Below are 22887 nucleotides of genomic sequence, written 5' to 3'. Positions count from 1 at the left end.
CGGCCAAATGACAACAATCCATCAATCGCAACGGAAAGAGATCTTCCGAAAGGTGGTCTCGACAACGGCGGAGAAGTTCGCGGATCCGAAAATGAATGGCGTGAACTGGGCTCAAGTCGCACGCGAAACAGAAGATGCAATCGTTTCAAGCGAAGATCCAGCGGAGTTCGAAAAGCGAATCAACGAGTTACTGCAACATCTCGGAACAAGTCACATCGGCTTCTTCCAAGGAGAGCGGCCAAAGAGCCCTGGGCGGATCGCGATCTCCGCGACATTCCTCAAGGCCGATACTGCTGATGGCTCTCGCTGGATGTTTCAAGACGTCCATCCGGGTGGTCTAGCAGGCAACGCTGGAATCGAACCAGGTGATGTCCTACTCCAGTTGGACGGCATAGAGATCGTGCAGCCAGTCGCACCCACCTTCGCGCTCGCGACAGACCACAAGCTCACAATCCGGAAGCGAAACGGCAATATAAGCAGCGTCAACGTCTCAGTCCCACCTTCGCAAAGTAAGAAGCGTCCCCTCATCGTTCCAGACCAAGTAGTGACAAGCCGCAAGCTGGACGCAACCACGGGCTACATCCGAGTCAGTATGTTCCCCGGAGTGTTAGGAATCGATGTGGCTCGAGACATTCTCGCAGCAGCCCAATCATCGGAAGCCCAAAAACTAGTTATTGATCTTCGGGGCAATAGTGGCGGCGGCATCGGCTGCTTGCGACTCATGAGCCTGCTCTGTCCCGACAAACGCGGAGTGGGCTTCACTTTCGGCAGAAAGCAGATCGCAGCACGCGCCAGCAAGGAAGCCCTTCCCGTCTTCGACAAGATTCCGTCAAGCCAATGGGGCATCTTACCCCTGCTGCTAAAGTTTGGACTCGCTGGACGTTCCGTAGCGGTCTCATCCGAAGGATTGGGAGGCGCACCGTATCACGGCAAAGTCGCGTTGCTCATCAATGAACACTCCGCGAGTGCAAGCGAGATGGTCGCGGCGTTTGCTTCTGAGTACTCGCTGGCCCAACTCATCGGAACGAGCACCCCGGGCAAATTGGTCGCAGCCAACTCGTTCAAAGTCGGGCATGGCTATCGCATCGCCTTACCGGTGGGCGTTTACTACACCTGGCAAGGAACGAAGCTAGAAGGCCAAGGGGTAAAACCCCACGTTGAAGTTCCTACGCTCCCGCAAGATCTCCTAGCCGGAGAAGACTCGGTGTTGGCCAAGGCGCTTGAACAGCTCAACTAACTCCGCCTTCACTGCACTTGAAGAGGGAAATATCGCCAATCCTCGGGATCCTTCTTCAAGGCCAACGTGTAGCGCCCCGGGGCCACTCGAGTCAAATCTAGTTCGGTCGAGATGCTCGTCACTCCATCGACCAGAGTCGCGATGGGCTTAGACGTCATGATCGGTTCGAGATTCGAGTCCAGAACTTTCAGCGCATACTCTCCAGTCGCCGAAGCGACTGGCAACACCAACACAACATTCTGCCGACTCCGCGTCATCGCAAGCGGTGATAGGGATCTAGACGGATCCTCACTTCGGGTCACAGCAAACGGACGAAGATCCAATATCGTCGCCGGAAGCTTCACACCAGGCTGAGTGACACTCGCGACACTGGGAGACATCGGGCGAAGCCTGACATACCAAGCCACCCCAATAGCAACAAGGAGAAGCGCAACCGCCGCGACCCAAAACGGAGAAAACTTCCGAGTCCGAACTTCAGCGCCAAGCTGTCGCTGCATCTCGCGGATCTCGTTGTAGCAAGGCGAGCATTGCGAGACATGTACATATTGGGGATCAGCCGCATCACGCTTTCTAAGTGCCAACTCTCGGAGCACGTCAGGGGAAGGACATCCCACCCGCTCCGGATTTGGATTCGCATGCGCCAGCATGTCCTCAATTGGCTTGAAATCGTCTTCGTTCGCCATGAATTCTCAATCAGCCCAGAGTGTCTTTCATCACGCTAAAACTTAGAACAGCACCATTCGAGCTCAAACTCAACTTACCGTTCTCGTTCACTTGCGAAAACGGTCTCGAAGCCGCTGCATGATCTTGTCAACTGCGGCAGTAGTCAACAATAGCGCGCCAGCCACTTCTCCGCTCGTATATCCCAAAGTTCTTAGCGTTGCGCATCGCTGCTCGACCCGGCTCAGTTGGTCATAGATCTCACGCGCATACACGTGATTGAGGAGTTGCTCGGAAGTTCCACTGCAGCTCGCCATGGTCGAAAGTCTCTTCTCACCAGCAGGCCCCGCAACCGAACCACACTTCACTCGTTCTTCCGAGCGCCGAAGCTCCGACACCGCAAGATTGTTGAGTAGTTTCCAGGCGAACCCCTCTGGGTGCTCAATCCTCTGTAGCTGCTCTTGCTTGCAGTAGATCTGCCCTGCACGATCAAAAAGATTTCGGATCAAGCTCTCTTCCTGGATCCTCTCAAACTTCAGACGGAACCTCGTCTCTAGGAACTTGTTGAAAAACTCGCCGCTGGATGTGACGCTGAAATATTTTAGAGCATCTATGTTTTATGCGCGGAACCGACCAGCAACAAAGAACCCTGATCAGCTACGTGAACCTTGAAGATCGGATCGCAGAGGACCATCCACTGAGGAAAGTACGGCAACTGGTAGACGGGTTGCTCAAGAGCATGGATGGAGAGTTTGAGCAGATGTATTCGCGAGTGGGGCGTCCTTCGATTCCGCCCGAGCGTCAGCTCAGAGCGTTGTTGTTGCAAATCTTCTACTCGGTGCGCAGCGAGCGCTTGCTAATGGAGCAGTTGGACTACAACCTGTTGTTCCGTTGGTTCATTGGGCTTGAGATCGATGAGCCGGTTTGGAACCACGCCGTATTCAGCAAGAACCGGGAGCGGCTGTTGAATGAAGAGGTCGCGCAGAAGTTCTTTAGCCGGGTCAATGAGTTGGCCTCTGGATTCATGTCCGATGAGCACTTCACGGTGGATGGAACGCTGATCGAAGCCTGGGCAGGACAGAAGAGATTTCAACGAAAAGATGGCGAAGGCCCCAAAGATGGCAAGCAGTTCCACGGCGAGAAGCGCAGCAATGAAACGCACGAGTCCAAGACAGATCCAGATGCCCGCTTGTACAAGAAGGGGAATGGGCAGGAAGCCAAGCTCAGCTACCTCGGCCACATTGTGATCGAGAACCGCAATGGTTTGATCCGTGAGGTGATGAGCACGCAAGCCGATGGTCATGGCGAAGCCGATGCCGCCTTATTGATGGCGGCCAAAATAGCGCGGCCCGGCAAACGCATAACGCTGGGGGCCGACAAAGCTTATGACCGCAAGGACTTTGTCAAAACAGTGCGCGAGTTGGGAGTGACCCCACATGTGGCGCAGAACAACAAGAATCGCAGAAGCGCCATTGATCAGCGTACGACAAGGCATGAAGGGTATCGCATGAGCCTCAGCAAGAGGTGGCTTGTAGAGAAGGCCTTCGGATGGATGAAGCAAACGGGCGGACTGAAAAAGATCAAGCTGCGGGGAATCGATAAGGTCGGATGGCTGGTCACTTATACAGCCGCAGCTTACAATCTGCTTCGAGTCAAAACCCTGCAGGAGCAGTGTGCCTAAATGACGGAAAATGGCCCAAAATCAATGGTTTTCGGCCTATCGCGGGAGCGCGGGCAGGTTCAATTTTGAGCAATGATTCAATACATCCTCATCCAGATACCATCATATTCGCGGTAGAGGGGTATTTTTCAACAAGTTCCTAGAGGTCGGAAGATCAATTGAATGCGCTCGTCAAGCAGCTGCCCTGCTTCATCGAGAAGCCGGAGCGCTGTTGATGCGTCCAATGATGCTTGCGGATTCATACGGCAGATCTCAGTTTCTTCTTTCAGTAGTCAGGTTTCAAGCCTTCTTTGCGACTTATCGGTTAGAGGGCTAAACATGCTCCCCGATCATAATCATCAAGACGACCTACCTTATCCCGATCCTTCCAAACAGATACCGGACTCCACCAATGCTGTTACACCAGACTGCATCATCGAAGCGTTAGAAATCGCACCCGGGCAATCCTCCGTTTACGCAATTGAAATGGAAAGAGGAGAGTCCATGACCGTCTCCGGCTGTGCGAGTGAGCTAATCTCGATTTGGCTGTGTACCGACACAGAATACGATCGCTGGCTCGACTCCCAGAATGAGGAAATTGAACTGATCCAGCAGATGAACGACGTCGAGTCGTTCGAGTTCTCGTTCCAGGCTCCGCAGAGGGATGTCTATGCAATCGTTATCGAAAACCCGAACCCTTCCTCCGATGAAGTATTGATATGCATTCAGCGTCCCCTACCGCAGAAATGACCGCATCCCACCTAGCGAAGACTCAGCGAGCCCTTGCTCGCAAGCCAATAAGCGAGTCCTGTGTTGACGATGATGTTCATGGAAGAGCCACGATCTTCCGCGATCTTTTTGATCTTCTTGTGAAGTGGACGCGGAAGTGAGATCGTCGTGTCTCGCACCATCTTCTCTTCCACACTGACAAGCGCGACTGATGCCAGATCGATTGACTGCAGCGCCTCGATCGCCATCACCGAGAGATCTCCGCGATACCGGATCAATGTCCGCAACGCCTCATTGACACCTTCATTCAGCCGAATCGCCAGCTTGATGATCGGATCCTGAGCGGGCATCACCTTCTTGACAACCCTTCTCGGAGGCTTAACAGGGTCGAGGCGGACGACGGGCTTCTTGGGTTCGGACATTGTCTTTGTAAAACTCTAGACAAATTGTACAGCCCTTACTGCGCAGCCTACCCTGCCCCATTCGAACTACCCTAGTGCCGCTCAGCGCGATACGGTCCTTCAAAAACGATGTCTCGGTTGACTCTGACATTGAATCGATAGCCAACCGGTACCTTGATCGTAGGCGGAACATTCAGGTTCCTCCGTGTGACGTCAGATCCTAGTTGAGAGAGTTCCCTGCCAACCGCGCTACCCGTAACCTCTGTAGCCGAAGGATAGCCGAGAATTCCACCTCGCCGACTCTGAGAAAGCTGAAAGGACACACTGAATAAACTCGTGAGCAACCCAAAGCCCAGGAGCCTTCTATAGTGATTGTCAACCTCGTAGCGCAGCCCTGTATTCCCCTTGGCATCCTGCCCCACCATGCCTTCGAGATCTATCGAAGAAGCATCTGGATAGATGATCCGACTCCACGCCACCTGCAGACCGCTCTGACCGTAAGTCACTCTCGAGTCGTAGATGCCGACAAGACGAGCACCCTGCGGAATGAGCAAGTACCCACCGGTCGCTGTATCGAAGACATTCTCCCGAACGAGAGCTTTGATCTCACCAGGAAGATCCGAGTTCAGTGATTGCTCCAAGACGGCGGGGATGTCCCAGCCGGCCTTCAGTTCATAGCGACTGATTGCCGCGCCGCGAGTCGACTCTAAGTAGCTGCTCTTCCCGGCCTTGCGAGCCGAAGCTAGGAAGTCCTCTTTGCGGTCCTGAGCGGCCTGCGCGTCATGCTCATCACTAGCTCCCCCTGAAACCACCCTGCGGGCTTGAGTTGGAGCATTCGACTGAGCAGATCGTCCCCGCACCGCTTCCAGCAGCTTCGTAATTTGATCGATGTCCCCTCCTGGCGTAGGCAACGAGCCGCGTGACTGACTTCCGACATTGGCCACATCGCGCCCTGAAGTTGGAGAATTGATGGCTTCTTGCTCGCGCTCATATGCGGACAACAAGCGTTTCTCTTCAAGGCTAGGCTCCCTGTATTGAGGAGAGTTCGACGCTTCTGGATGCGCAATCACGGGATTATAGCTCTGTGAACCCGACTGCGGTGACATTGTGAGTGGAGCCATCGCATCACTTGGCGTCTCGTCATTAGGAGGAGCCAAGGTCGAAGCGCCTGGGCGGTCTGGAACTTGTGCAGCGACAAGCTTACCGGCATCCGATGCAGCAGTAATTCCTCGCAACTCCTCTGTTGCCGACCCCACCTGGAACTGCTTCTGTCCACGCGTATAGATTCCGTATCCGATCAGCCCAACCACAACAAACACAATCAGGAGCGCGACCATTCCAGCTCGCTTACTCAGGCGAACTGGCGACGGAGGTTCCGGATGCAAGTCGAGCCCGGATGGCGACTCGATCTCTTTTACCGGATTCACCTTGAGCCTCCTTGCTTCCCAAAATTCGCATCAAGCGCCTTCTGCGGCTTTAGCTTTCCTCGATATGTCCCTCGAATGATCTCCGCCCGTTGCGCCGCCTTGCCCACACCGAGAATCAGTGCGCCTCGCTCGAAGAGTCGATCAACGATGTACATCTCGCCCTTCACTCGATAGTTCACCATCTCAGCCCCATCAGCCCCAATCACAACCAGCACAGGGGCCTCTCGATTCGCAGCCTCAGGAGTCATCTGAATGAACGTCTTTTTGCCATCATCGACCACTCGAACAGGCCGAATATGGGGATTTCGACTCTCGATCCTGTACTCGAAGTAGAGATTCTCCAACGACGAGACTGGCGACACCGACGCATCTTCCCTCTCCGCCTTAAGTCGCTGCTCCTCCTTCGCCAGATGCAACTTCCACTTGCGAAGCTCATCTTCTGGATATGCAAAAGCGACTCTAGCCAAGTACTCTTCTGGCTTCGAGATGAGCCGCAGATAGTATGCCCGGCGATCAGTCGTCAACAATAGATTCGTATCGAGTCCCACTTGCTTCGGCTTGAGAACGATCAGCGGAGTCACTCCATCACCCTGTCCGACACTCGCGGCGGCGATGGTCCATCGGACCGCGTCGCCGATGTGAGGTTCTCCCACCAAGTGCTCCCCGGCCTCAAGCTCAATAATGCACACTCGCAAGGGCGCGCAAACGACAGTGGGTAAACCCGCACCATACGTGTAGAGCACACGCCCATCCTTCCCTGGCGCTGGCGGACTGGCTTCCTTCATCCATGCTTGTCCCACAGCAAGCGCCTCTTGCGCGGACTTCGGCAACGCGACTTCCCGAGCTGGATTGAAGTCCTTCGGAAGCTCTGTACGCGTAGTAGACTCACCGGGACCAATGCTCGCCCGTGCATTGGCCGGAGGCGGAGATGGAGGAACATCGAGCGATTGTATGAGCTGATCGAATGGGTACTTCTCCGGTAGCGGCACTCCATCTGGCGGTCTCCGCTTCAACTCAATCGGCGCTTGCTGCCCCCAGATCAGTCCACCAACAATCACGAAACACACCAAGATGATTTTCATGCAGCTCCCCTTCCGATCTGCCTACAGTACTCGCGACCAACTGAGGTTCGTCACATAGATTCCGAGCGGATTCAATCGAATGAGACGTTCGTTAGAGGGAGGATTTACAGCGATTGTAAAAGAGCCCTTCCACCGCTCTTCCCCCTCAACCTGGCCCGACAGCCCCCGGATCGTCTCGGACCACTCCACCTGGTAGGTCTTCTCACTCGTCGCAAAAGCGGCTTTTACCTCAACATCAACAGTCCGAAGTTGCGCACGCACATGAGGAGGAGCCAATCGATAGAAATCCCCCACCTCCACCTGCGCTGGACTGCCACTCGCGATCATCGTGTAAACCCGGTCAATGGCCTTCCGCTGCGCCACGCCGTCAATCGTTACCATCCGAAGGTCGCTGACCCAGTGAAAGAGCGCCGCACGCTTCAACTTGTCGTCCGCCGCCGTCGTTTGATCCGCCGGCCCTGATGCCATCATGCGACCAAGGTTGTCGATCGCCACTACGTATGGAACTACCTTGTTCTTCAGCGCCAACGCGATCAATCCTCCGGTTTGGAGAAGAGCAATCAACAGTGCGAGGAACGCAGCGCGTCGCCAGTTGTTGGCGCGCGTGATCAGACTTCCATATCTCTCGTCCCATTCTTTCCGGGCGTCAAGATAGGGGCTGGAACTGAGCGAAACTTGGGCATCGACAGAGGTTGGCATGATTATTCTGAATCTCCTGAATGATTCAACGGCGGTGGAGTAACATGTGGTGCATGATCAGGAGGGATTGCGCCCTGCGTCGCGCGGACGAAAGCTGTCCCCCGAACAAGTCCACGTGCCACGCGCTTGCTCCCGTCCGCAAGCCCCGCTGACGAACTAGAGGAAGACGACGCTTGCGTGGAAGACGGCGGAGTCGGACTGTCAGCGCCACCATTCGATGGAGGGCTCACCTGCGGTCCGGAACCTCCCCCCGAAGGCGCGGGACTTCCCGATCCACCGCCACTTCCGCCTCCCGAAGATCCACCGCCGCCCATTCCTGCGGCTTGTCCGGCGGACATCGATCCCCCGGCCGCAAACATCTTGGAGCCAAGCGCCACTCCGCCTGCGATAGCTGTCCCTGCGAGGAGTGCTCCCTGGGCGAGCGCGCCCGCCGTACCGACAGCGTCACCACCGGTGAAGGCTGGCGTCCCACCGAGAATCCCAGCGGTGAACTTGGGCGCGTTCCAGCAGATCATGAGCAGCAGCACGGACGATGCCGCGATGTCGAGCGCATCAACAGCAGGCTCTGGCCCCGAGGGCACCGCCGTCGCCGCCGCTGCCCATCCCCCGGTCAGCGTCAAACCAGCCCCCAACAACAAGTAGAGAACCATGATCTTGACACCCGTCGTCACCGCCAACGAAATGTACCGCTCGACGTACGGCGCGGTCCAACGTGATCCCCCGAAACCAAGAAAGATGAATCCTGCCCCAACTACGAGGTAGCTCTCGACAAGCGTCACCACAAGCTGCACCGTCAATCCGAGGAAGGCAAGAAACGCCAGAAGGGCAGCAAATACCAGAGCGAGAGCTGCGCCAAAGTTGCCCATCCAACCAGAGTCGGCAGCGCCACTCAAAAGGTTGCCCGTGATATTGAGACCAAGCACCAGAACATCCGTCGGAGCCAAGGACGACAAGCCAGACGCATTCTGCCCAATGATCTGAAAGCTATTGATGATCCGTGGCATCCAATCCCCGCCGAAACTCAGGAGTGCGAAGAATGCGCCGATGAACATCATCTTGCGGATCAGTGCGGCTGTCCAACCTTGTAGGTCGGTCTTCTCCAGAACGAGAATGGCCGCTGTCCAGGCGAACTCAATCAGCGCAAGAATTCCAAACAGCCGATGCGCATAGCCAGAAGCAACGCTCAGCCAAGACATCCGAACTGAGCGGTATTGATCGAGCATCGCGCTCGGAGAGCTCTGCGCAAGCGCCGTGTCACTCAAGAGACACAGCACGAATCCGACCAAAGCCAGCGTCCCGATGAGCCTAGCTACTGTCATCGCTACTCCTTTGCAGCGACACAGCCAAGCTAGGCTGACACGCTACTTCCCTGCTTCGAATCCCCGCCCGTCGCCCTTGCGTTCCTGAAAGCGGAAGGCGCTTGCGACACTAGCCCCGGCACAGACCCGGCCCTCTGTCGAATCCGACCAAGCCGCATTTGCCTTCTCTCGCACAGGCTGACAAATCTGCTTGATCTCGAACGCGAAATCTTTGTGTTGCCGGAACCAAGCCTCGATCGCCTGGGAAGAAGCGCCTTGCAACTTCCCCGCTCCAGCCGCCTCTACCTTTGCCACGATGGCGCTCGGCACTTCACTCGCGCAGCCACCCAGAAACAGAACCAATACAAAAGTTCTTATCCGCATCCCTCCATCATTGGCTAGCTTGAAACCCACGTCCATCACCCAACCTCCGATTGAACCGGAAGAAGCGCTCGGTCGCGGCTTCACTCGACGCCTCACGTTGAATCTGCGCCGCCTGAAAAGCTTGCTTACTCTGCAGATCAGCCAGGATCAGCTGACGCAGCTTCATCAACTGCTGAACCTGCTGCTCCGCGATTTGATTCGCAACTTGGATCGCCTTCATTCGCCCGTCTGACGAGTTCGCCATCCCGCGAAGCTGCTGCAACACTGCCTCTTCACTCTGCATCTGCTGGCCTTGCAAACCAGCCGCCTTCAAGGTTCCAAGCGTCGTGTCCAGGCTCGTTTGCGACCAGTTTCGATAGTCGGTGAACCAGGCTCTCGAGTTGTAACCCCACCCACGAAATCGAGTCCGAAACTCCCCGTCCAAGTTCGCCATCGAATAGGCCAAAGCGCGACCACTCTGCACAATGCCAGCCAACTGACTAATCTCCGCCATGATTGGACCAAAGACTTGAGTCGAGAGCTGTGCCGTATTCTTCGCCATATCGAGCACCATCAGGATTTTCTGACGAAGCTCTTCCCCTTGCCGGATGTATGAAGAGATCAGCTGAAGGTTATTCGCAATCTGAGTCCACTCTGTAGCCAAGCCCCCCACAACTCCGGCCTGCGCACGATGAAGCAGAGTCGCGCCCAATACCAGAACAACTCGACGTGTCAGCATCTGACTCATCTCGACACCAACCTTCCCGATTGCATCTGCAATTCCAGATACTCGGCCCAGTCCGACAATCCCCGAGTCCGCAACCATTCGCTAGGCCAAGCACCCCCAAACTGATCCATCGTCGTCTCGGCTAACTGCCGCTCTTCCCGACTGCTAATGCCCACAAAGGACAGTCCGACTCCCCCCAATCCGAGCGTGATCAACCGGCGCCCCACGGGTGAGACGACATAGTAGTGCCGCTTCGGAATCGACTTCTGAATAATCTCCACCTCGCGTTCATTCATGCCGATCGCCTGATAGAACTCTTGCGATGCAGGGTTCGCCGCCTCCGCATTCGGCAAAAGTACTTTGGTCGGACACGATTCGAGCACCACATCCCGAATTGGCGAATTGAAAATATCGGACAGGTTCTGAGTCGACAACAACACAACACCGTTGAATTTGCGAAGCGTCTTCAACCACTCACGCACCCGCTCCCGGAATAGAGGATGTCTCAGATAAATCCAGGCCTCATCAAGCGGAACCAAGGTAGGTGAGCCGTCAAGTCTCTTCTCGATCCGACGGAACAGATACAGCAACACCGCGACAACAGCCTTCTCTCCAAGATTCATCAGATGCTCGGTTTCGAAAGTCAGGAAACGTCCTGCACCGAGCATGTCTTCCTCGGCATCCAGCAGATGTCCCATCGCTCCACCCAGCGTGTAGTAGAGCAGCGCTTCTCGAATGTCCGTGTCTTGAACATTGGCGCAAAGCTCCGTCAAAGTTCGAGTAGGAGAGTTCTGCAGCAACACAACCGCCTCAGTCAAAGCATTCCGCTCGCGCGGACCGACCTTGAAGTCCTGGAGCGTACACAAGCTCTCCAGCCAATCCACCGCCCAAGCAAGATCCGACGCTGTATCGATCTCTTTCAAAGGGCAAAAGGCCCAATGAGTCTTCTCGCCTCCGATGTCATAAAACTCTCCACCCGCTGCCTTGGTCAGCACAAAGAGTGAATAGCCCTTATCGAAGGCAAACACCTGAGAACGCGGATAGCGAAACCACTGTGCAGCCGTCAAACCAAGGAAGGTAGACTTGCCAGCTCCCGGCGGGCCAATCATGAGCGTGTGCCCGAGATCGCCCACATGGAGATTGAAGCGAAACGGCGTAGCGCCGCTCGTTGCGCCATAAAAGAGCGAAGCTGAGTTCGCTGGCATCAACGGCGAAGGGTTTTTCTTCTCTCCCGCCCAAACCGCAGTAATCGGCATCAGGTCCGCCAGGTTCAACGTGTGCAGAATGACCCGCCGCACATTTCGGTAGCCATCCCCCGGCAAGCTCCCACGCCAAGCCTCAACGGCATTCACACTCTCGATACGGCAGGAGAACCCCAGATTCTGAACTGTCTTCACCACGAGGGCAGCGGCGTCATCGACAGTATCCTCACGATGATGGAAGCAAAGAATCACCGTGTTGTAGACGCAGAATTGCACATCCCCGCTACTCGCCACACCCATCGCAGCTTCGGCATCCAACGCCATTTCCTGAGCGAACAAGTTCACCGGTCCCGTATCGGTCCGCAGTAGTTGGTCCTTCCAGCCGCGAATCTTCGCTCGCCATTTGCGCCGTGTCTTATCCAGCAATCCACGCGCCTCCTCAGGCTCAAGCAACATCGCGCGGGTGTGCCATCGATACTCGATTGCTAGTGAGTCGAGAGCGCCCAGAATTCCCGGATAGCTGAGCTGTGGAAAGCCATCAATGGCAATCACCCGCACATGCTGATTCCCGATCTTGGGGTTCATCCCGCCAACGAAATCGCGAGAAGCCAGCACGTCATGCAGATAACTAGGGATGCGAGGGAGCTGGATCGGATGGTCCACAGAAGACACACATCGATGCACGTAGCGAAGTAGCTCATCGCCGTCATCGGTCCCCTTCAGACGCCGGGCGTGGAACAGGGACGACAAGATATCCTCGAAAGCGCTCACGCGCCCCTTGAAATAATCCAGTGCCCGCGCCGCACTGGACTTCCATTCTTGCCGCCCCTCGAACATCCACCCCTTCGCTCGCTCCTCGCGTTCCTCAGGAGGTAGATAGGTCAGGGCCAAGTAGTAATCACTCTCGTAATGCGATCCCTCAACGCCGAACTGCTCCCGACGTTCCTCATCAATCAAATGAGTCACAGCATCGGGAAACGCCCCTGTGGGTGGATACTCCGGTGCTTGCGATCGCATCGCATCACACTGGATCATCCACCCACTCCCCAACCGCAACACGGAATTCAATCGAGCGCTCAACGCTCCCATCTCAGCGTGAGTCGCAGACGCCATATCCGGACCACGAAAACTCCAAGCCGCAAGCAAAGCGCCATCCTGCAGGAGCAGAACCCCGTCATCCACCATCGAGTCATAGAGCAGCAAGTCAGCTAAACCCTGAGCCCGAGAACGATGTTCGGCTAGTCGCATAGTTAGACCCACCGCCTGGGAACAGATGCCGTCCCAAATCCAAGCGCACCCTTTGCCAGGTAGAAGGGACTGTACCGAATATGCCGCAGATAGACCTGGCGCATCATCGGGTCCGATCTCCCCATCCGCGAGAGCACCGCGACCGCAAGAATCCAGAGCAAGACTCCTGCCACCACACCCCACCAAGTCACCAACGCGAGGACCAACATCGCCGAAAGCAGTGCCGAGAAAAGCACCAGTTCGCGATCGCATCCCAATAGAAGATGAGGGCGATTGGCCGACTGGTGAATGACGATCTCGCGGGGCTTGCTCATAGAAGCTCCTAGAAGACGACAGCCCCGCCAACGCCAAACAGAGTCGTCATAAATCCGGCTCCCAACACCAGAAACGCAATTGCCAAAACAGCCACACAAGAGCGACGGGCAAACTCACTCAACTCACCGCCAAACACCAGTGTTCCCCCCGCCACCATCAGGGCGATCAGTGAGATGGAGAGGGCTACAGGTCCCGTCATCGATTGAGCCACCCGATTGAGTGGAGTCTCCCAAGGAAGTCCCCCACCTCCGGCTCCTGCAGCCCATACGCTTTGAGCCAACACAAGCCACACGACAATCCCGCCAAGATTCCGAACGCGATTCGAAAGCCTCATAAGATTCAGCCCTTCCCTCAAATGGAGTTAGAGATATTCGACCGAGTACTGACCGTTCTCATAGCCGTTTACCAGCAGGAGTTGACGAACCTTGCGACCAGCTGCCAGGTCCGCTTCTTCGTCGATGAAGACCACCAGATCCACCGCCTCTGCAATCAACGACTGCATAGGCGCCGAAGTGGCCTCAGCCACCAAACTTTCCAGGCGAACCAAGCCACTCAGAGCATCGTTGGCATGAACAGTCGCCACCCCGCCAGGGTGCCCTGTATTCCAAGCCTTCAACATGACATGAGCCTCAGCGCCACGAACCTCACCAACTACGATTCGCGTCGGCTTCAATCTCATGCAGGCTCGCAGACAGTCCAACATAGTCACGTTCCCTACTGCCCGAAGGTCAACATAGTTCTTCACAGGGCACTGCAGTTCGATCGTGTCTTCAATCGAAATCACACGATCATCAGGAGCCAGCTGAACGAGCGCCTCAAGAATCGCGTTCACTAAAGTCGTCTTGCCCGAACCCGTAGAGCCCACGATCAGGATGTTCTTTTTCTCCGCCACGGCGGCGCGGATCACTTCGGCATGCGACAAGCCACGAACCGTGTGCTGGAACTGACTCCGCCACCTCCGTCGATTCAAGGGGTCTTGCGAATCGCTTAAGATCCCGGCCACTTCGTAGTCATCGAGAGTAAAGATTCTTCGAGGACGTTGCCGGATGGCAAAGCTCGGCCTACTCACCACCGGCGGCATCAATCCTTCAAAGCGACTCCCGTCAATCGGGAGCTCGGTCTCGAGGATCGGTCGGTCGTGATGGATGACCGTGCCCTTCTGGGCGGCGATCGTCCCCATGGCCGTCTGCGCTTGAGCGGGCGACATCTCACCGATGCACTGGAAACCCTCGCCTTGCCGTTTCACCCAGAGTCGCGAGTCTGGATTGAGAACCAGATCTTCAGTCCTGATATCGGCGAGACTCCGGAGAACCGTCTCTCCCAACTCGCGCCGCAACTTAGCATCCAAGCGAGCCGATTGACCTCGGTCGTTGAGCGAAAGCGGGATAGCCGAGTGAGCGAGCATTCCATACTCCGATCTTGACAACTTGACAGTTAGCCTGTACCAGCTAGCTATGCGCTCGATTATTCCTGAACTTCTAGCGAACGTCAAGAGGAAAATATGAAGTGTCCAAGTTTGATTGCGGTCGAACGACAGATCCGCGCGATGGGATGTGAGCTCTACGAGATCGGACTCTACAAGCCGCACCTACTCGAGTCAGACTCCAAGGAACCCGAAATGTTGCCACGAACCTGGGACCAAGCGACCCTACTCCGATCGGTCCCCTGGCTTCGGTATCAAAACGCCCAAGGCCGAAACATCTACATTCGCCCGAAGGGAGAACACCACCTGAGTATGGTCGACGACCTGACCGTTGAGGCAATCAAACGGATGAACGCGGGAGGCTTCACGCCCAGCTTGGTGGTAGAAACCTCACCAGGCAACTTCCAGGCATGGCTCAACAACGGTCAAATTCTAGAGCGGCGACTCTCAACCCTGGCAGCACGAACTCTAGCTATGCGTTTCGGGGGAGACAAAGGAGCCGCAGACTGGCGACACTTCGGACGTCTCGCCGGCTTCACAAATCGGAAGGCCAAGCATCAAGCGAAAGATGGGACCTTTCCGTTCGTTCGGATCATTGAAGCGAAGCCGCCGCACGTATACTCAAACGCCTCCGCATTCCTCAGCGACCTCCATTCCCAACTAGCGAACCTAGAGAAGCCCAATCACCCATCACCGCGAAGCAACCCTAACAGCCCGTTATTCACAATTGACGACTTCCGGTCCAATCCGAAGTGCGAAGGCGACGGCAATCGGATCGACTTGGCGTACTCGGTCTATGCACTCGCGCACGGACTAAGCCAGGAGGCAATACTCGAGGCAATCAGTTCCAGGGAGCTCTCAAAGAAAGGTCCACCTGTGCGTCAATCAGCCTATACGACCCGAACCATAGAGAAGGCAATGCGACGAATTCGAGATGCGAGCGGGAGACCGTGATTCCTACCAGAACTCTTATTTCATGTCGCGATCCACCGATTCCGAACTGGCACTCACCCTTTCGCAGGATCCTGTTCCAATAGCTTCAGTTCGCTAGCCTACCGTTTAGCGCGGCTACCTGGCGGAGCCAAGAAAAAGGGCTTCAGGGGAATGATCACCTGATCTACGACGTATTTGTGGAGATCAGCGAGGACGGACCAGACCGAACGTAGCCCCCAAGGCCCGACGTCCTGAATTGTTAAGACTCCAGTGCCTCTTACTTCCACTCGGGCACTTGGCTGGACAGTCAGAGGGTTGAGGCCAATAGGGATGCTGTGGACAGACGCGGCATAGAGTGGCTCCGTCGCTTTCCATTCATAAACCTCCCCATCCCTTCCATGCACCCTAACCATAAGGTCATGACTATACGCTATCGTGAGGGTGACAGCTCTATGCTTATCGCTGTTGCAGAGACGATTCAAAATCGCCAGTGGGTCTCCTTCCGGGGCAGTCGCCGAGCGATAACACGGCTGGAGATCCCGGATCATCTTCTGCGCCGCTGGCTCAATACCCCTGAGGTGTTTTCGGAAACTCCCTTCCCACCGATCGCTAGTGGAAGCAATGGGAAACTGAGTACCTTCGCACGGCGCGCATGGGTCTGCCGTTCGAATCAGGCCACACACCAGATTATCGAGTGCCGAACGCATTTGAAAAACACACTCTCCCAGGAGGACCCCTAGTCGAAGGGGTGGAATACCACCCACTATGTAGTGAACGATCCACGCCTCTCGTTCGTTGGACTTCAGGATAAACTGTGGATCTCTGCTTTCGAAAAACATCTTAGCTTCGGCATGGAGTATCTAGGTGCTCCTTCGCCCTAGCCATTTTCGAGTCAACGCTCTCCATCCAAGGCAATGACATAGGAAGCGACATCACTCCAGGAACGCATACAGTCCCAGCATGGTCAAGCGTCGCGAATGCTAAACACCTCACCCGACGTGCTGTCTCGGCCCAAAATCAGTTCCCCTGGGAGATCCCCTCACTTCTGTCTGGAGTGTCCCTAGGATGCATGGAAGAAGAACCAACGCTCATGGGAGCTACCAGCCAACGATACTGCCGATCTGATCGATGCATCGATTTGGTCACCTTCTCGTGACCCGGGAGCTCATTTAAACTCGTCATTGCAGCTCGCGTTTTTTCACCGAGAGTAGTCAACGAACCGATCTGAGCTATGTGCTTTCTCCTCCCCTTTTTCAAGCCAGAATACTTTGCTAGTGTGCATCTCGCCTCGGGAGGTGAAGCCATCTGACAGAATCCGCTTCACGCACAACGCCGTCCATATGATTTCGCAATCTGCATCGCCGATCGCTAGTAAGAGATCTTGCTCTAGCACCAACAATGCAGATGGACCAACCGACTCGACATTAGGAGACTGCGGAGCCGGGTCGAGCACTACACAATCACCACTTGTCTTTTCGTGATACCGGCCAACCTCTCCACGCCATTCCAATTGCATCCTTTCGAACAACCACGGCGACGGAAGAGAGGTATGTAGATCGGCATTTGGCGAACAGTCGAAACCGTTAGCGGAACCGTGGTACCGCATGGATGGAACCAATACTGGGGAAGGAAGCGTTGGTGAACGGTCACCCGATGTCCACTCACTCTCTCCGAATATGTCGCCGGAGAAGAATTGAAATGCAGTTGACCAGAATTGTTCGCCAAGGTGAACCTCGCTGACACTTCGCGCCTCGGGCATCCATCGACCAAACAGATCCTGCTTGCAGATCCACCTCCGGAAGGCCGCAGCATCGTTGGATCTCACAACGTAGGCTTGGAGGTGGCTCCACACTTTGCGGCGCGGCGCGGCTAGCCTCTCAAAGGCAAGTGATGGTGGCTGTAGCCAATTGAAATGGCAGTCCAGGTTTAGCCAATATCTACCTCGAGGATCTTTTACGCGCCAAGCATTGTGAATTGGAAGCAAATTGTCAGGGTCTTGCATCCATGCTACGTCGGAGAGTTCTTCCTGCCACATAGTATGAATTGATGGCTGCCACCATGCAAAGCAAGGCTGTGGTCCATTCCCGCGGTCACCTTGGATACTCGTTGATGGATCTATCTCGCGACTCAGCCCCAGTTGCCAAGCGCCTGAATAGGTCTGAATTTGAGTCTGTGGGTAGTTCTCGACGAATTCGAATGCGTCCGTTAGCCGGGCAATCGCCTCCCAATACGCTATCCACTGGTATTTCTTCCCATAGCGTTCGGGCTTTTTGCTGTCTCGATTTGCGTACGGCATCTGCCGATCAAACGCCTCAAACAGCTCCGCAGACCATCCAAGGTCAAGTACACGCGCAAGAATGTAACGCTGGAGGAACTCAGAACGAATGCGCAAACAATCGAGCACATTCGAGCAGGTTGGTGCGGAGCATTCCAACAGGTTCGAAAACTCCACTTGCTGCGCTGGACTAAGCAGTGACTCTGCTCGCGCCTGAGTGCGCACTCGCTGCTCCTCCCTGACCTTCATCGCTTTAACCATCTTCTCTGGGGGCCAATCTTCAAAACTTTCGACTTCTGTCGAGACGTCGTCAGTCCCTCCACGACTAGCAAGACAGTCTCTGATCGCGTCTATCTGTTCTGCAGTCAGCTCGCGCTCAAACACACTTTGAAGTTCATCGAAAGTTGGAACGTCGTGGCCTCTTCGAATAGTCAACCATGATAGCCTTCGTGCATCCGCGCGAAGTACATAGATCCCAAAGTCACCCCCAACCACCGAGTAAAAGATCTCAAACCCTCCGTGCCCGGATTGTTCGTATATGATCTTCAGATCATCTAAGGTCGGCAGCTCACGTGGCCAATCCGTACACCCAAAAGTGAATGGCAATCGAGAATCAGCTAAGTTCCTTCCTTTCAAACAGGCAGCGCGTTCTGCGATGCCTGCCAAGTGGTCGCGCGTGAGAATATGTGTAGGTAAACGATCTGGACTTCCCCATAACTCCGCGCAAACATCTGCCGTGGCTTCGGCAATATCGGGATCGTTTGTCCGCATCATCGCGCCAAATACTGCACACAAGAGCCGATCAAGCACATAAGGATCATTGACCGCCTGAAAGGAGCGCAACACCTCTGGGATAGCACCAGGGTGCTCATGAAACATCTCCGCAGTGATCTTCGTGGCTCGATCGCGAATAAACCGGTTGGCGTTAGACCCCAGCCAGCTCAGGACGGTCGTCGACAATACCGCACCCTCCGCACCCAAATGCTTTCGAATTGATGGATTCTCGCAGGCGTCAAAGAGTCGACAAATTGGACCGCTAGACTGATCGTCGTACCCGTACTCGAAATGACACCAGATGCTCCACAATCGGTCGCGGGCCGGCATTGATAGTGGAAGAAGAATCCTTTCATGAAGGAACTTGGCGTTCCACGGGTGCCCTCCCTTAGCAGACACGTTCAAAAGTACTTTTAGAGCCTCGTCGCTATGTTCGCTCGAAGCCAACTGTTCCATCAAAAAAGATTCCGTGCGATCAGTAATCGATCCGCAATCCCGCCATGAGATGCTTTGCTGCATCGCTAGCAGTACCGCACCACTCTGCCCCTCAACAGTTGGAAGCACATCTGCCAATTCACTTCCTTTCAAGAGCTCAGGTACTTGAATCGCGAGCGCCTCCAAAAGACCTTGTATATGCCAATACTTTTTACGCTCCCCTAGCAGCTGAACAAACAACGCTTTGTCAATTGCAATCGGTGATGCATCCGCCTCCAGACATTGATCGAGGAGCTTTCGAGCGAGAAGGTGGTCAGAGTACCTTTCGTAGGTGAACCGTACAACTTGCTGGGTTTCTCCATTCTTCCATCGGCGACTGTCGTCCAATAGAACACCCGCATCCAAGAGCCATTTGAACAGTGAATTTGAATGACCCGTTGATGGATGGATCTCCTGTGATAATTGAGTAGCCTCCGTTCTGGAAAGTTCGGAGTCTCCACTCGCCATCATCCGCAGAACAAGAGCGTCAAGTATTTTTCGTACCGTACCCGCGTGTGGGTCCAGATTTAGGGCGTCGCTCGCCTCACTCTCAAGTAAATCAAGGTAGTTGGCAAACACCTTGGTGATCCCACCGCTCCCAGCCGCTAGCTCTCTCTCCCCGCGATGCTTCATTCCTCGGCAAAAAATATACAGAAACAGCGGATTAGAGAACTCAGGATCGAGGATCGGAATCGAGTGCGCGATGATTCCGAAGTGGGAAAAATACACGTTTGTTGCAGCAATTTCCCGCCCTTGAAATCCGTCGTGCCTTACAACTTTACAGTCGTGCACTCCAGCTATGTCAGGGAGCGTTGACTGCAGAAAGCATGTTCGGACGCTCACTACCAATCGCACGCGTGGATAGGCTTTCAACTTCTCGACGAACCCGGCAAAATGCTGCCGCCACATTTCGCGCCCTTCACCTTCATTGAGAGCATCAATCAAAATCAGTGTTCTGCCCCCTGTCAACTCTCCGGCGACTGATAGCACACCTAACAAGTCATCCGGGTTCATATCCTGCAGTTGAAGCTGACGAATGACTTGGGACCATGGCTCATCCCGGGAGAAGCTGCCCCCCAGAAGAAGGACGGTCGGCTGCTGTCTTCCGATTCTATGCTTGGCAGCATGACACAACGCGTGCGACTTTCCCATGCCCGCATCTCCGGTTAAAACCATTGTTGTGGCGACGGCAATACTGCTCGCACCTGACCTCACTTCACGTTCGAGATCATTGATCACATCTGCCAGTGCATGAAGGAGGTTGGCCGCATAGTCAAGTTCTGGCCGATAAGCACCACGATTCGCAGTAGGGGTTTGCGACGCAGACTGAGATCTCAGCCGGTACATGGCCGATTGCACTACTTCGGCCATTCCACGAAGCCGCAGCTCTAGGTTGTCCTTAGGGAAACCCTCACGATCTGTCTTTAGTCGTATCGCTTCCTGCCGACAGAACTCCAGATGCGCCCAAAACTGATCCAGCTCACTCTGTTGCAAGAATTTCGTGAGACTGGCGCCTGCTTTCTGACTTGCTACTCCGAGCTTGTGAATGCGCTCCCGGAACTCCTCGCAGAAGTCTTCCGTCATTCCTAGTGCCGATATCCGAGCGGAAGCTGAGACATCGACGTGCAATAACGGTTGGAATCGCTTGCCTGCATTTGCAAGACTGACCGCGACCTGGTCTTTAAACCACTGTGGAGTAAACAACTGTTTATTGAACCAGTAGCGAATGAGCGGCCAATTCGCTTCGACCAGAAGTTGACCGTTCAAGTCACTTTCCCCTATAAACTCGAACTCAATACTCCTACGAGAATCGTGCTTCCATTTTTTACAGAGCTCGGTCCATTTCTTCCGTTGGGATTGTCGTCGTGGCGTGTTCCCACTGTTCAGATTGAGCGGGACACATACCTTCAATCGAACCAATCGAGGATAATTCCGAAGAGCGTCCCGAACAGACCTATCGATTTGCGCCCATTGACTCTTCCCAAGTGAGGAGAAGAACTTAGCCTGCCAGCCGATCTCGTCACCATTTTCGAGAAGCCATGCACATTCGACTCCCCCATCGGGAACGTTGTGTCGAACAAACGTCGCTCCCTGACAAGTGACGCCCTCCCGCTTTGCCAACATGCAGCAAAGCTCTTCAAATCCATGCGACTGCGACCCCTGATGCGGCCGTATGTTGTCCCAACGAATCTCGATCTTTGCCATATGTATAGTTCTGCGATTGTACCCTCCCGTGCCACGATTCTGGGGATCTCTAATTGCCAGAAGGCTCTCATTGCAAACATAATGAGCACGCACAGTTCACGCTCCGGATCGATACATGGCTCAGAAGTTGTCGGCTGTTCCTCCTACTGCCGTCCACAGCGTTTTTCACTTGCCCCTAGCCTCCCGCCCCTGATCGGGCACCGCTTCGCTTGACGGCTATCGCCTGGCCGCGCCCGGCGCTCGGCTGCGTTCTGCTTTGTCGGCTCCCCCAGCCGGATCCCGCCCTACGGGTCCGTTCGCTCCCGCTCTCCGCGATCCGCCCGGTCCCCCAACAATGCACTTCGCCTCACCGCTGCGCTCTTGGGAGCGGCCCCGCTTGCTTTTGGGTGCCCCGATCAAGAGACGGCGGCAGAAGGAGAAAGCAAATGAACAACGTGATTCTAGTTGGGTACCTCGGCAGTGACGCCGATTCCCGCACAACTCGCAACGACTCCACCCTCACAACTCTCTCGCTGGCCACCCAGCGCATCTGGAAGGATCGCGAATCCGGCGAGCGCCAATCCCAGACCACCTGGCACCGTCTCGTTACCTTTGGCCGACTCGCGAACTACGCCGCCACTCTCACCAAGGGCGCGAACCTCCAGATCACGGGCGAACTCAACACCCGCGAATACACCACCAAGGACGGCATAAAGAAGTCGATCACCGAGATCCGGGTCCGTCGCATCACTCATCTGAAGCACTCCCCGAAGCAGGAGGTGGCCGCGTAAGCGGCCAATCCGGCTATGACCCACCGCGACCAAACAATTCTCGATCACCTTCCACAGGTCGAACTCCTCGCTCGTAGGCTCCATCGACGTTGCCCACAAGTCGAACTCGATGACCTCATCTCCGCTGGCGCCATCGGTCTCATCAAAGCTGTAGATCGATTCGATCCCTCGCGCAATCTCAAGTTGAAGACCTTTGCCGAACACCGCATCCAAGGCGCCCTACTCGACTATCTGCGACTGGTAGATCCGCTCCCCCGATCCACCAGACAATTCCAAAAGCGTCGCGACGCCATTCTCGCGAGCTACGCTGAGCAGGACCATCCCACCCAGCGCCAGTTGGCAGAGATGCTCGGCATCTCAGAACTCAAGTTCATTCAAATGAGCCGTGCCCTACGAGCAGCAGAGATCTTGCACTTCGAGGACCTGCCTGACTATCTACGCCGGAGAGTCGCTTGAGGCTCTCTCTTGAGGCGGGGTACCGCTCCGCCTCACACTCATGCTCCAGAATGCAAGATCATCGCCATTGCCAACACGCAGAGGAATCCAGCGACCACAAGAACAGCCGCCCACAACGCACCATAGAACAGCAGCGCCGCCCAGCGCGTGAAGCTCCCACCCATACCCAGATAAAGCCAGATCCAATTCTGCAATCTCATATCGACCTCCCAACAATCAGTCCGACAAAGAAAGCCACCGCCACTGACAGAGCGATCCAAATCCACTGACCAACCACCACCACCGGAGTGCCACCCCGAGCAGCCCGCGAAAGCTCCCGAGCAAGTGTAGTCCCAACCGCTTTTTGAATCCTCTCGCCAGCAGCATCGAACTCTTTGACCGCCTCACGGATCTCATCGGCAACTCCACGTACGGCATCCTCCAACATCAGTCGATTCAAGGTCACGATCACCATGGCCGGGTCGTCTGAGTCAAGCTTCACTCCATGTCGCGCCACAGCCTCCGCCAACAATCGGTTCATGTCCATGGC

Annotated in this window: 20 protein-coding genes; 6 read left to right on the top strand and 14 right to left on the bottom strand. The window is 55.3% G+C overall.

What is annotated here, in order from left to right:
• Window positions 1–7 precede the first annotated feature (7 nt).
• The 3 genes from M017_RS0111825 to M017_RS0111805 all read left to right on the top strand — a co-directional run bounded on the left by M017_RS0111825 (window position 8) and on the right by M017_RS0111805 (window position 4307).
• On the top strand, window positions 8–1237 hold the full coding sequence (locus M017_RS0111825; protein WP_031498098.1) for a S41 family peptidase: 1230 nt from the start codon (window positions 8–10) through the stop codon (window positions 1235–1237).
• Between the two features lie 1279 nt (window positions 1238–2516).
• Window positions 2517–3578, top strand: a complete 1062-nt coding sequence (locus tag M017_RS0111810; protein ID WP_031495380.1) for an IS5 family transposase — start codon at window positions 2517–2519, stop codon at window positions 3576–3578.
• A gap of 318 nt (window positions 3579–3896) precedes the next feature.
• The gene (locus M017_RS0111805) at window positions 3897–4307 is read left to right on the top strand and encodes a hypothetical protein (protein WP_031498094.1); all 411 of its coding nucleotides are present in this window, start codon (window positions 3897–3899) and stop codon (window positions 4305–4307) included.
• Window positions 4308–4318: 11 nt separating this feature from the next.
• On the opposite strand, the gene M017_RS0111800 is transcribed toward M017_RS0111805, so the two are convergent.
• The 11 genes from M017_RS0111800 to trbB all read right to left on the bottom strand — a co-directional run bounded on the left by M017_RS0111800 (window position 4319) and on the right by trbB (window position 14396).
• Window positions 4319–4708 (bottom strand): hypothetical protein, encoded by a 390-nt coding sequence (locus M017_RS0111800; protein ID WP_031498093.1) that lies wholly within the window; start codon window positions 4706–4708, stop codon window positions 4319–4321.
• A gap of 71 nt (window positions 4709–4779) precedes the next feature.
• Window positions 4780–6114, bottom strand: a complete 1335-nt coding sequence (locus M017_RS27655; RefSeq protein WP_155121369.1) for a TraB/TrbI/VirB10 family type IV secretion system protein — start codon at window positions 6112–6114, stop codon at window positions 4780–4782.
• Window positions 6111–7196, bottom strand: a complete 1086-nt coding sequence (gene trbG / locus M017_RS27650; protein WP_051669913.1) for a P-type conjugative transfer protein TrbG — start codon at window positions 7194–7196, stop codon at window positions 6111–6113. Before trbG ends, M017_RS27655 begins: the two co-directional genes overlap by 4 nt.
• A gap of 21 nt (window positions 7197–7217) precedes the next feature.
• Complete coding sequence (locus M017_RS0111785; RefSeq protein WP_051669911.1) at window positions 7218–7895, bottom strand: VirB8/TrbF family protein; 678 nt, start codon at window positions 7893–7895, stop codon at window positions 7218–7220.
• A 2-nt stretch (window positions 7896–7897) separates the two neighbouring features.
• The gene (gene trbL / locus M017_RS0111780) at window positions 7898–9214 is read right to left on the bottom strand and encodes a P-type conjugative transfer protein TrbL (protein WP_080507672.1); all 1317 of its coding nucleotides are present in this window, start codon (window positions 9212–9214) and stop codon (window positions 7898–7900) included.
• 42 nt (window positions 9215–9256) lie between these two features.
• Window positions 9257–9577, bottom strand: a complete 321-nt coding sequence (locus M017_RS0111775) for a hypothetical protein (protein WP_155121368.1) — start codon at window positions 9575–9577, stop codon at window positions 9257–9259.
• 7 nt (window positions 9578–9584) lie between these two features.
• A complete protein-coding gene (trbJ, locus tag M017_RS0111770) occupies window positions 9585–10295 on the bottom strand; it encodes a P-type conjugative transfer protein TrbJ (RefSeq protein WP_238325870.1) in 711 nt (236 codons plus the stop codon).
• Window positions 10296–10300: 5 nt separating this feature from the next.
• Entirely contained in the window at window positions 10301–12733 is a 2433-nt protein-coding gene (locus tag M017_RS0111765) for a TraG/VirB4 family ATPase (protein WP_031498086.1), read from the bottom strand.
• A 2-nt stretch (window positions 12734–12735) separates the two neighbouring features.
• A complete protein-coding gene (trbD, locus tag M017_RS0111760) occupies window positions 12736–13047 on the bottom strand; it encodes a conjugal transfer protein TrbD (RefSeq protein ID WP_031498085.1) in 312 nt (103 codons plus the stop codon).
• Window positions 13048–13055: 8 nt separating this feature from the next.
• Window positions 13056–13382: a TrbC/VirB2 family protein gene (locus M017_RS0111755; RefSeq protein WP_051669907.1), complete on the bottom strand. Its 327-nt coding sequence runs from the start codon at window positions 13380–13382 to the stop codon at window positions 13056–13058.
• A gap of 27 nt (window positions 13383–13409) precedes the next feature.
• Window positions 13410–14396: a P-type conjugative transfer ATPase TrbB gene (gene trbB / locus M017_RS0111750; protein WP_238325869.1), complete on the bottom strand. Its 987-nt coding sequence runs from the start codon at window positions 14394–14396 to the stop codon at window positions 13410–13412.
• Window positions 14397–14549: 153 nt separating this feature from the next.
• Between trbB and M017_RS30715 the strand changes: the two genes are divergently transcribed.
• Window positions 14550–15425, top strand: coding sequence for a DNA-primase RepB domain-containing protein (locus M017_RS30715; protein WP_051669904.1), 876 nt, complete (start codon window positions 14550–14552; stop codon window positions 15423–15425).
• 1177 nt (window positions 15426–16602) lie between these two features.
• Here M017_RS30715 and M017_RS0111735 read toward each other — a convergent pair.
• On the bottom strand, window positions 16603–20694 hold the full coding sequence (locus M017_RS0111735) for an NACHT domain-containing protein (protein ID WP_155121367.1): 4092 nt from the start codon (window positions 20692–20694) through the stop codon (window positions 16603–16605).
• Between the two features lie 863 nt (window positions 20695–21557).
• On the opposite strand from M017_RS0111735, the gene M017_RS0111730 reads away from it, so the two are divergent.
• Entirely contained in the window at window positions 21558–21902 is a 345-nt protein-coding gene (locus M017_RS0111730) for a single-stranded DNA-binding protein (protein WP_051669901.1), read from the top strand.
• Window positions 21903–21917: 15 nt separating this feature from the next.
• The gene (locus M017_RS0111725; RefSeq protein ID WP_051669899.1) at window positions 21918–22358 is read left to right on the top strand and encodes a sigma-70 family RNA polymerase sigma factor; all 441 of its coding nucleotides are present in this window, start codon (window positions 21918–21920) and stop codon (window positions 22356–22358) included.
• Between the two features lie 38 nt (window positions 22359–22396).
• On the opposite strand, the gene M017_RS29300 is transcribed toward M017_RS0111725, so the two are convergent.
• Window positions 22397–22558, bottom strand: coding sequence for a hypothetical protein (locus M017_RS29300; protein WP_155121366.1), 162 nt, complete (start codon window positions 22556–22558; stop codon window positions 22397–22399).
• The gene (locus M017_RS0111715; protein ID WP_155121365.1) at window positions 22555–22878 is read right to left on the bottom strand and encodes a hypothetical protein; all 324 of its coding nucleotides are present in this window, start codon (window positions 22876–22878) and stop codon (window positions 22555–22557) included. Before M017_RS0111715 ends, M017_RS29300 begins: the two co-directional genes overlap by 4 nt.
• Between the last annotated feature and the right edge of the window lie 9 nt (window positions 22879–22887).

This window comes from Bryobacter aggregatus MPL3 (assembly GCF_000702445.1).
Lineage (GTDB): Bacteria > Acidobacteriota > Terriglobia > Bryobacterales > Bryobacteraceae > Bryobacter > Bryobacter aggregatus.
The sequence above is the reverse complement of the archived record's forward strand: the minus strand, read 5'-3'. Positions and strand labels throughout refer to the sequence as shown.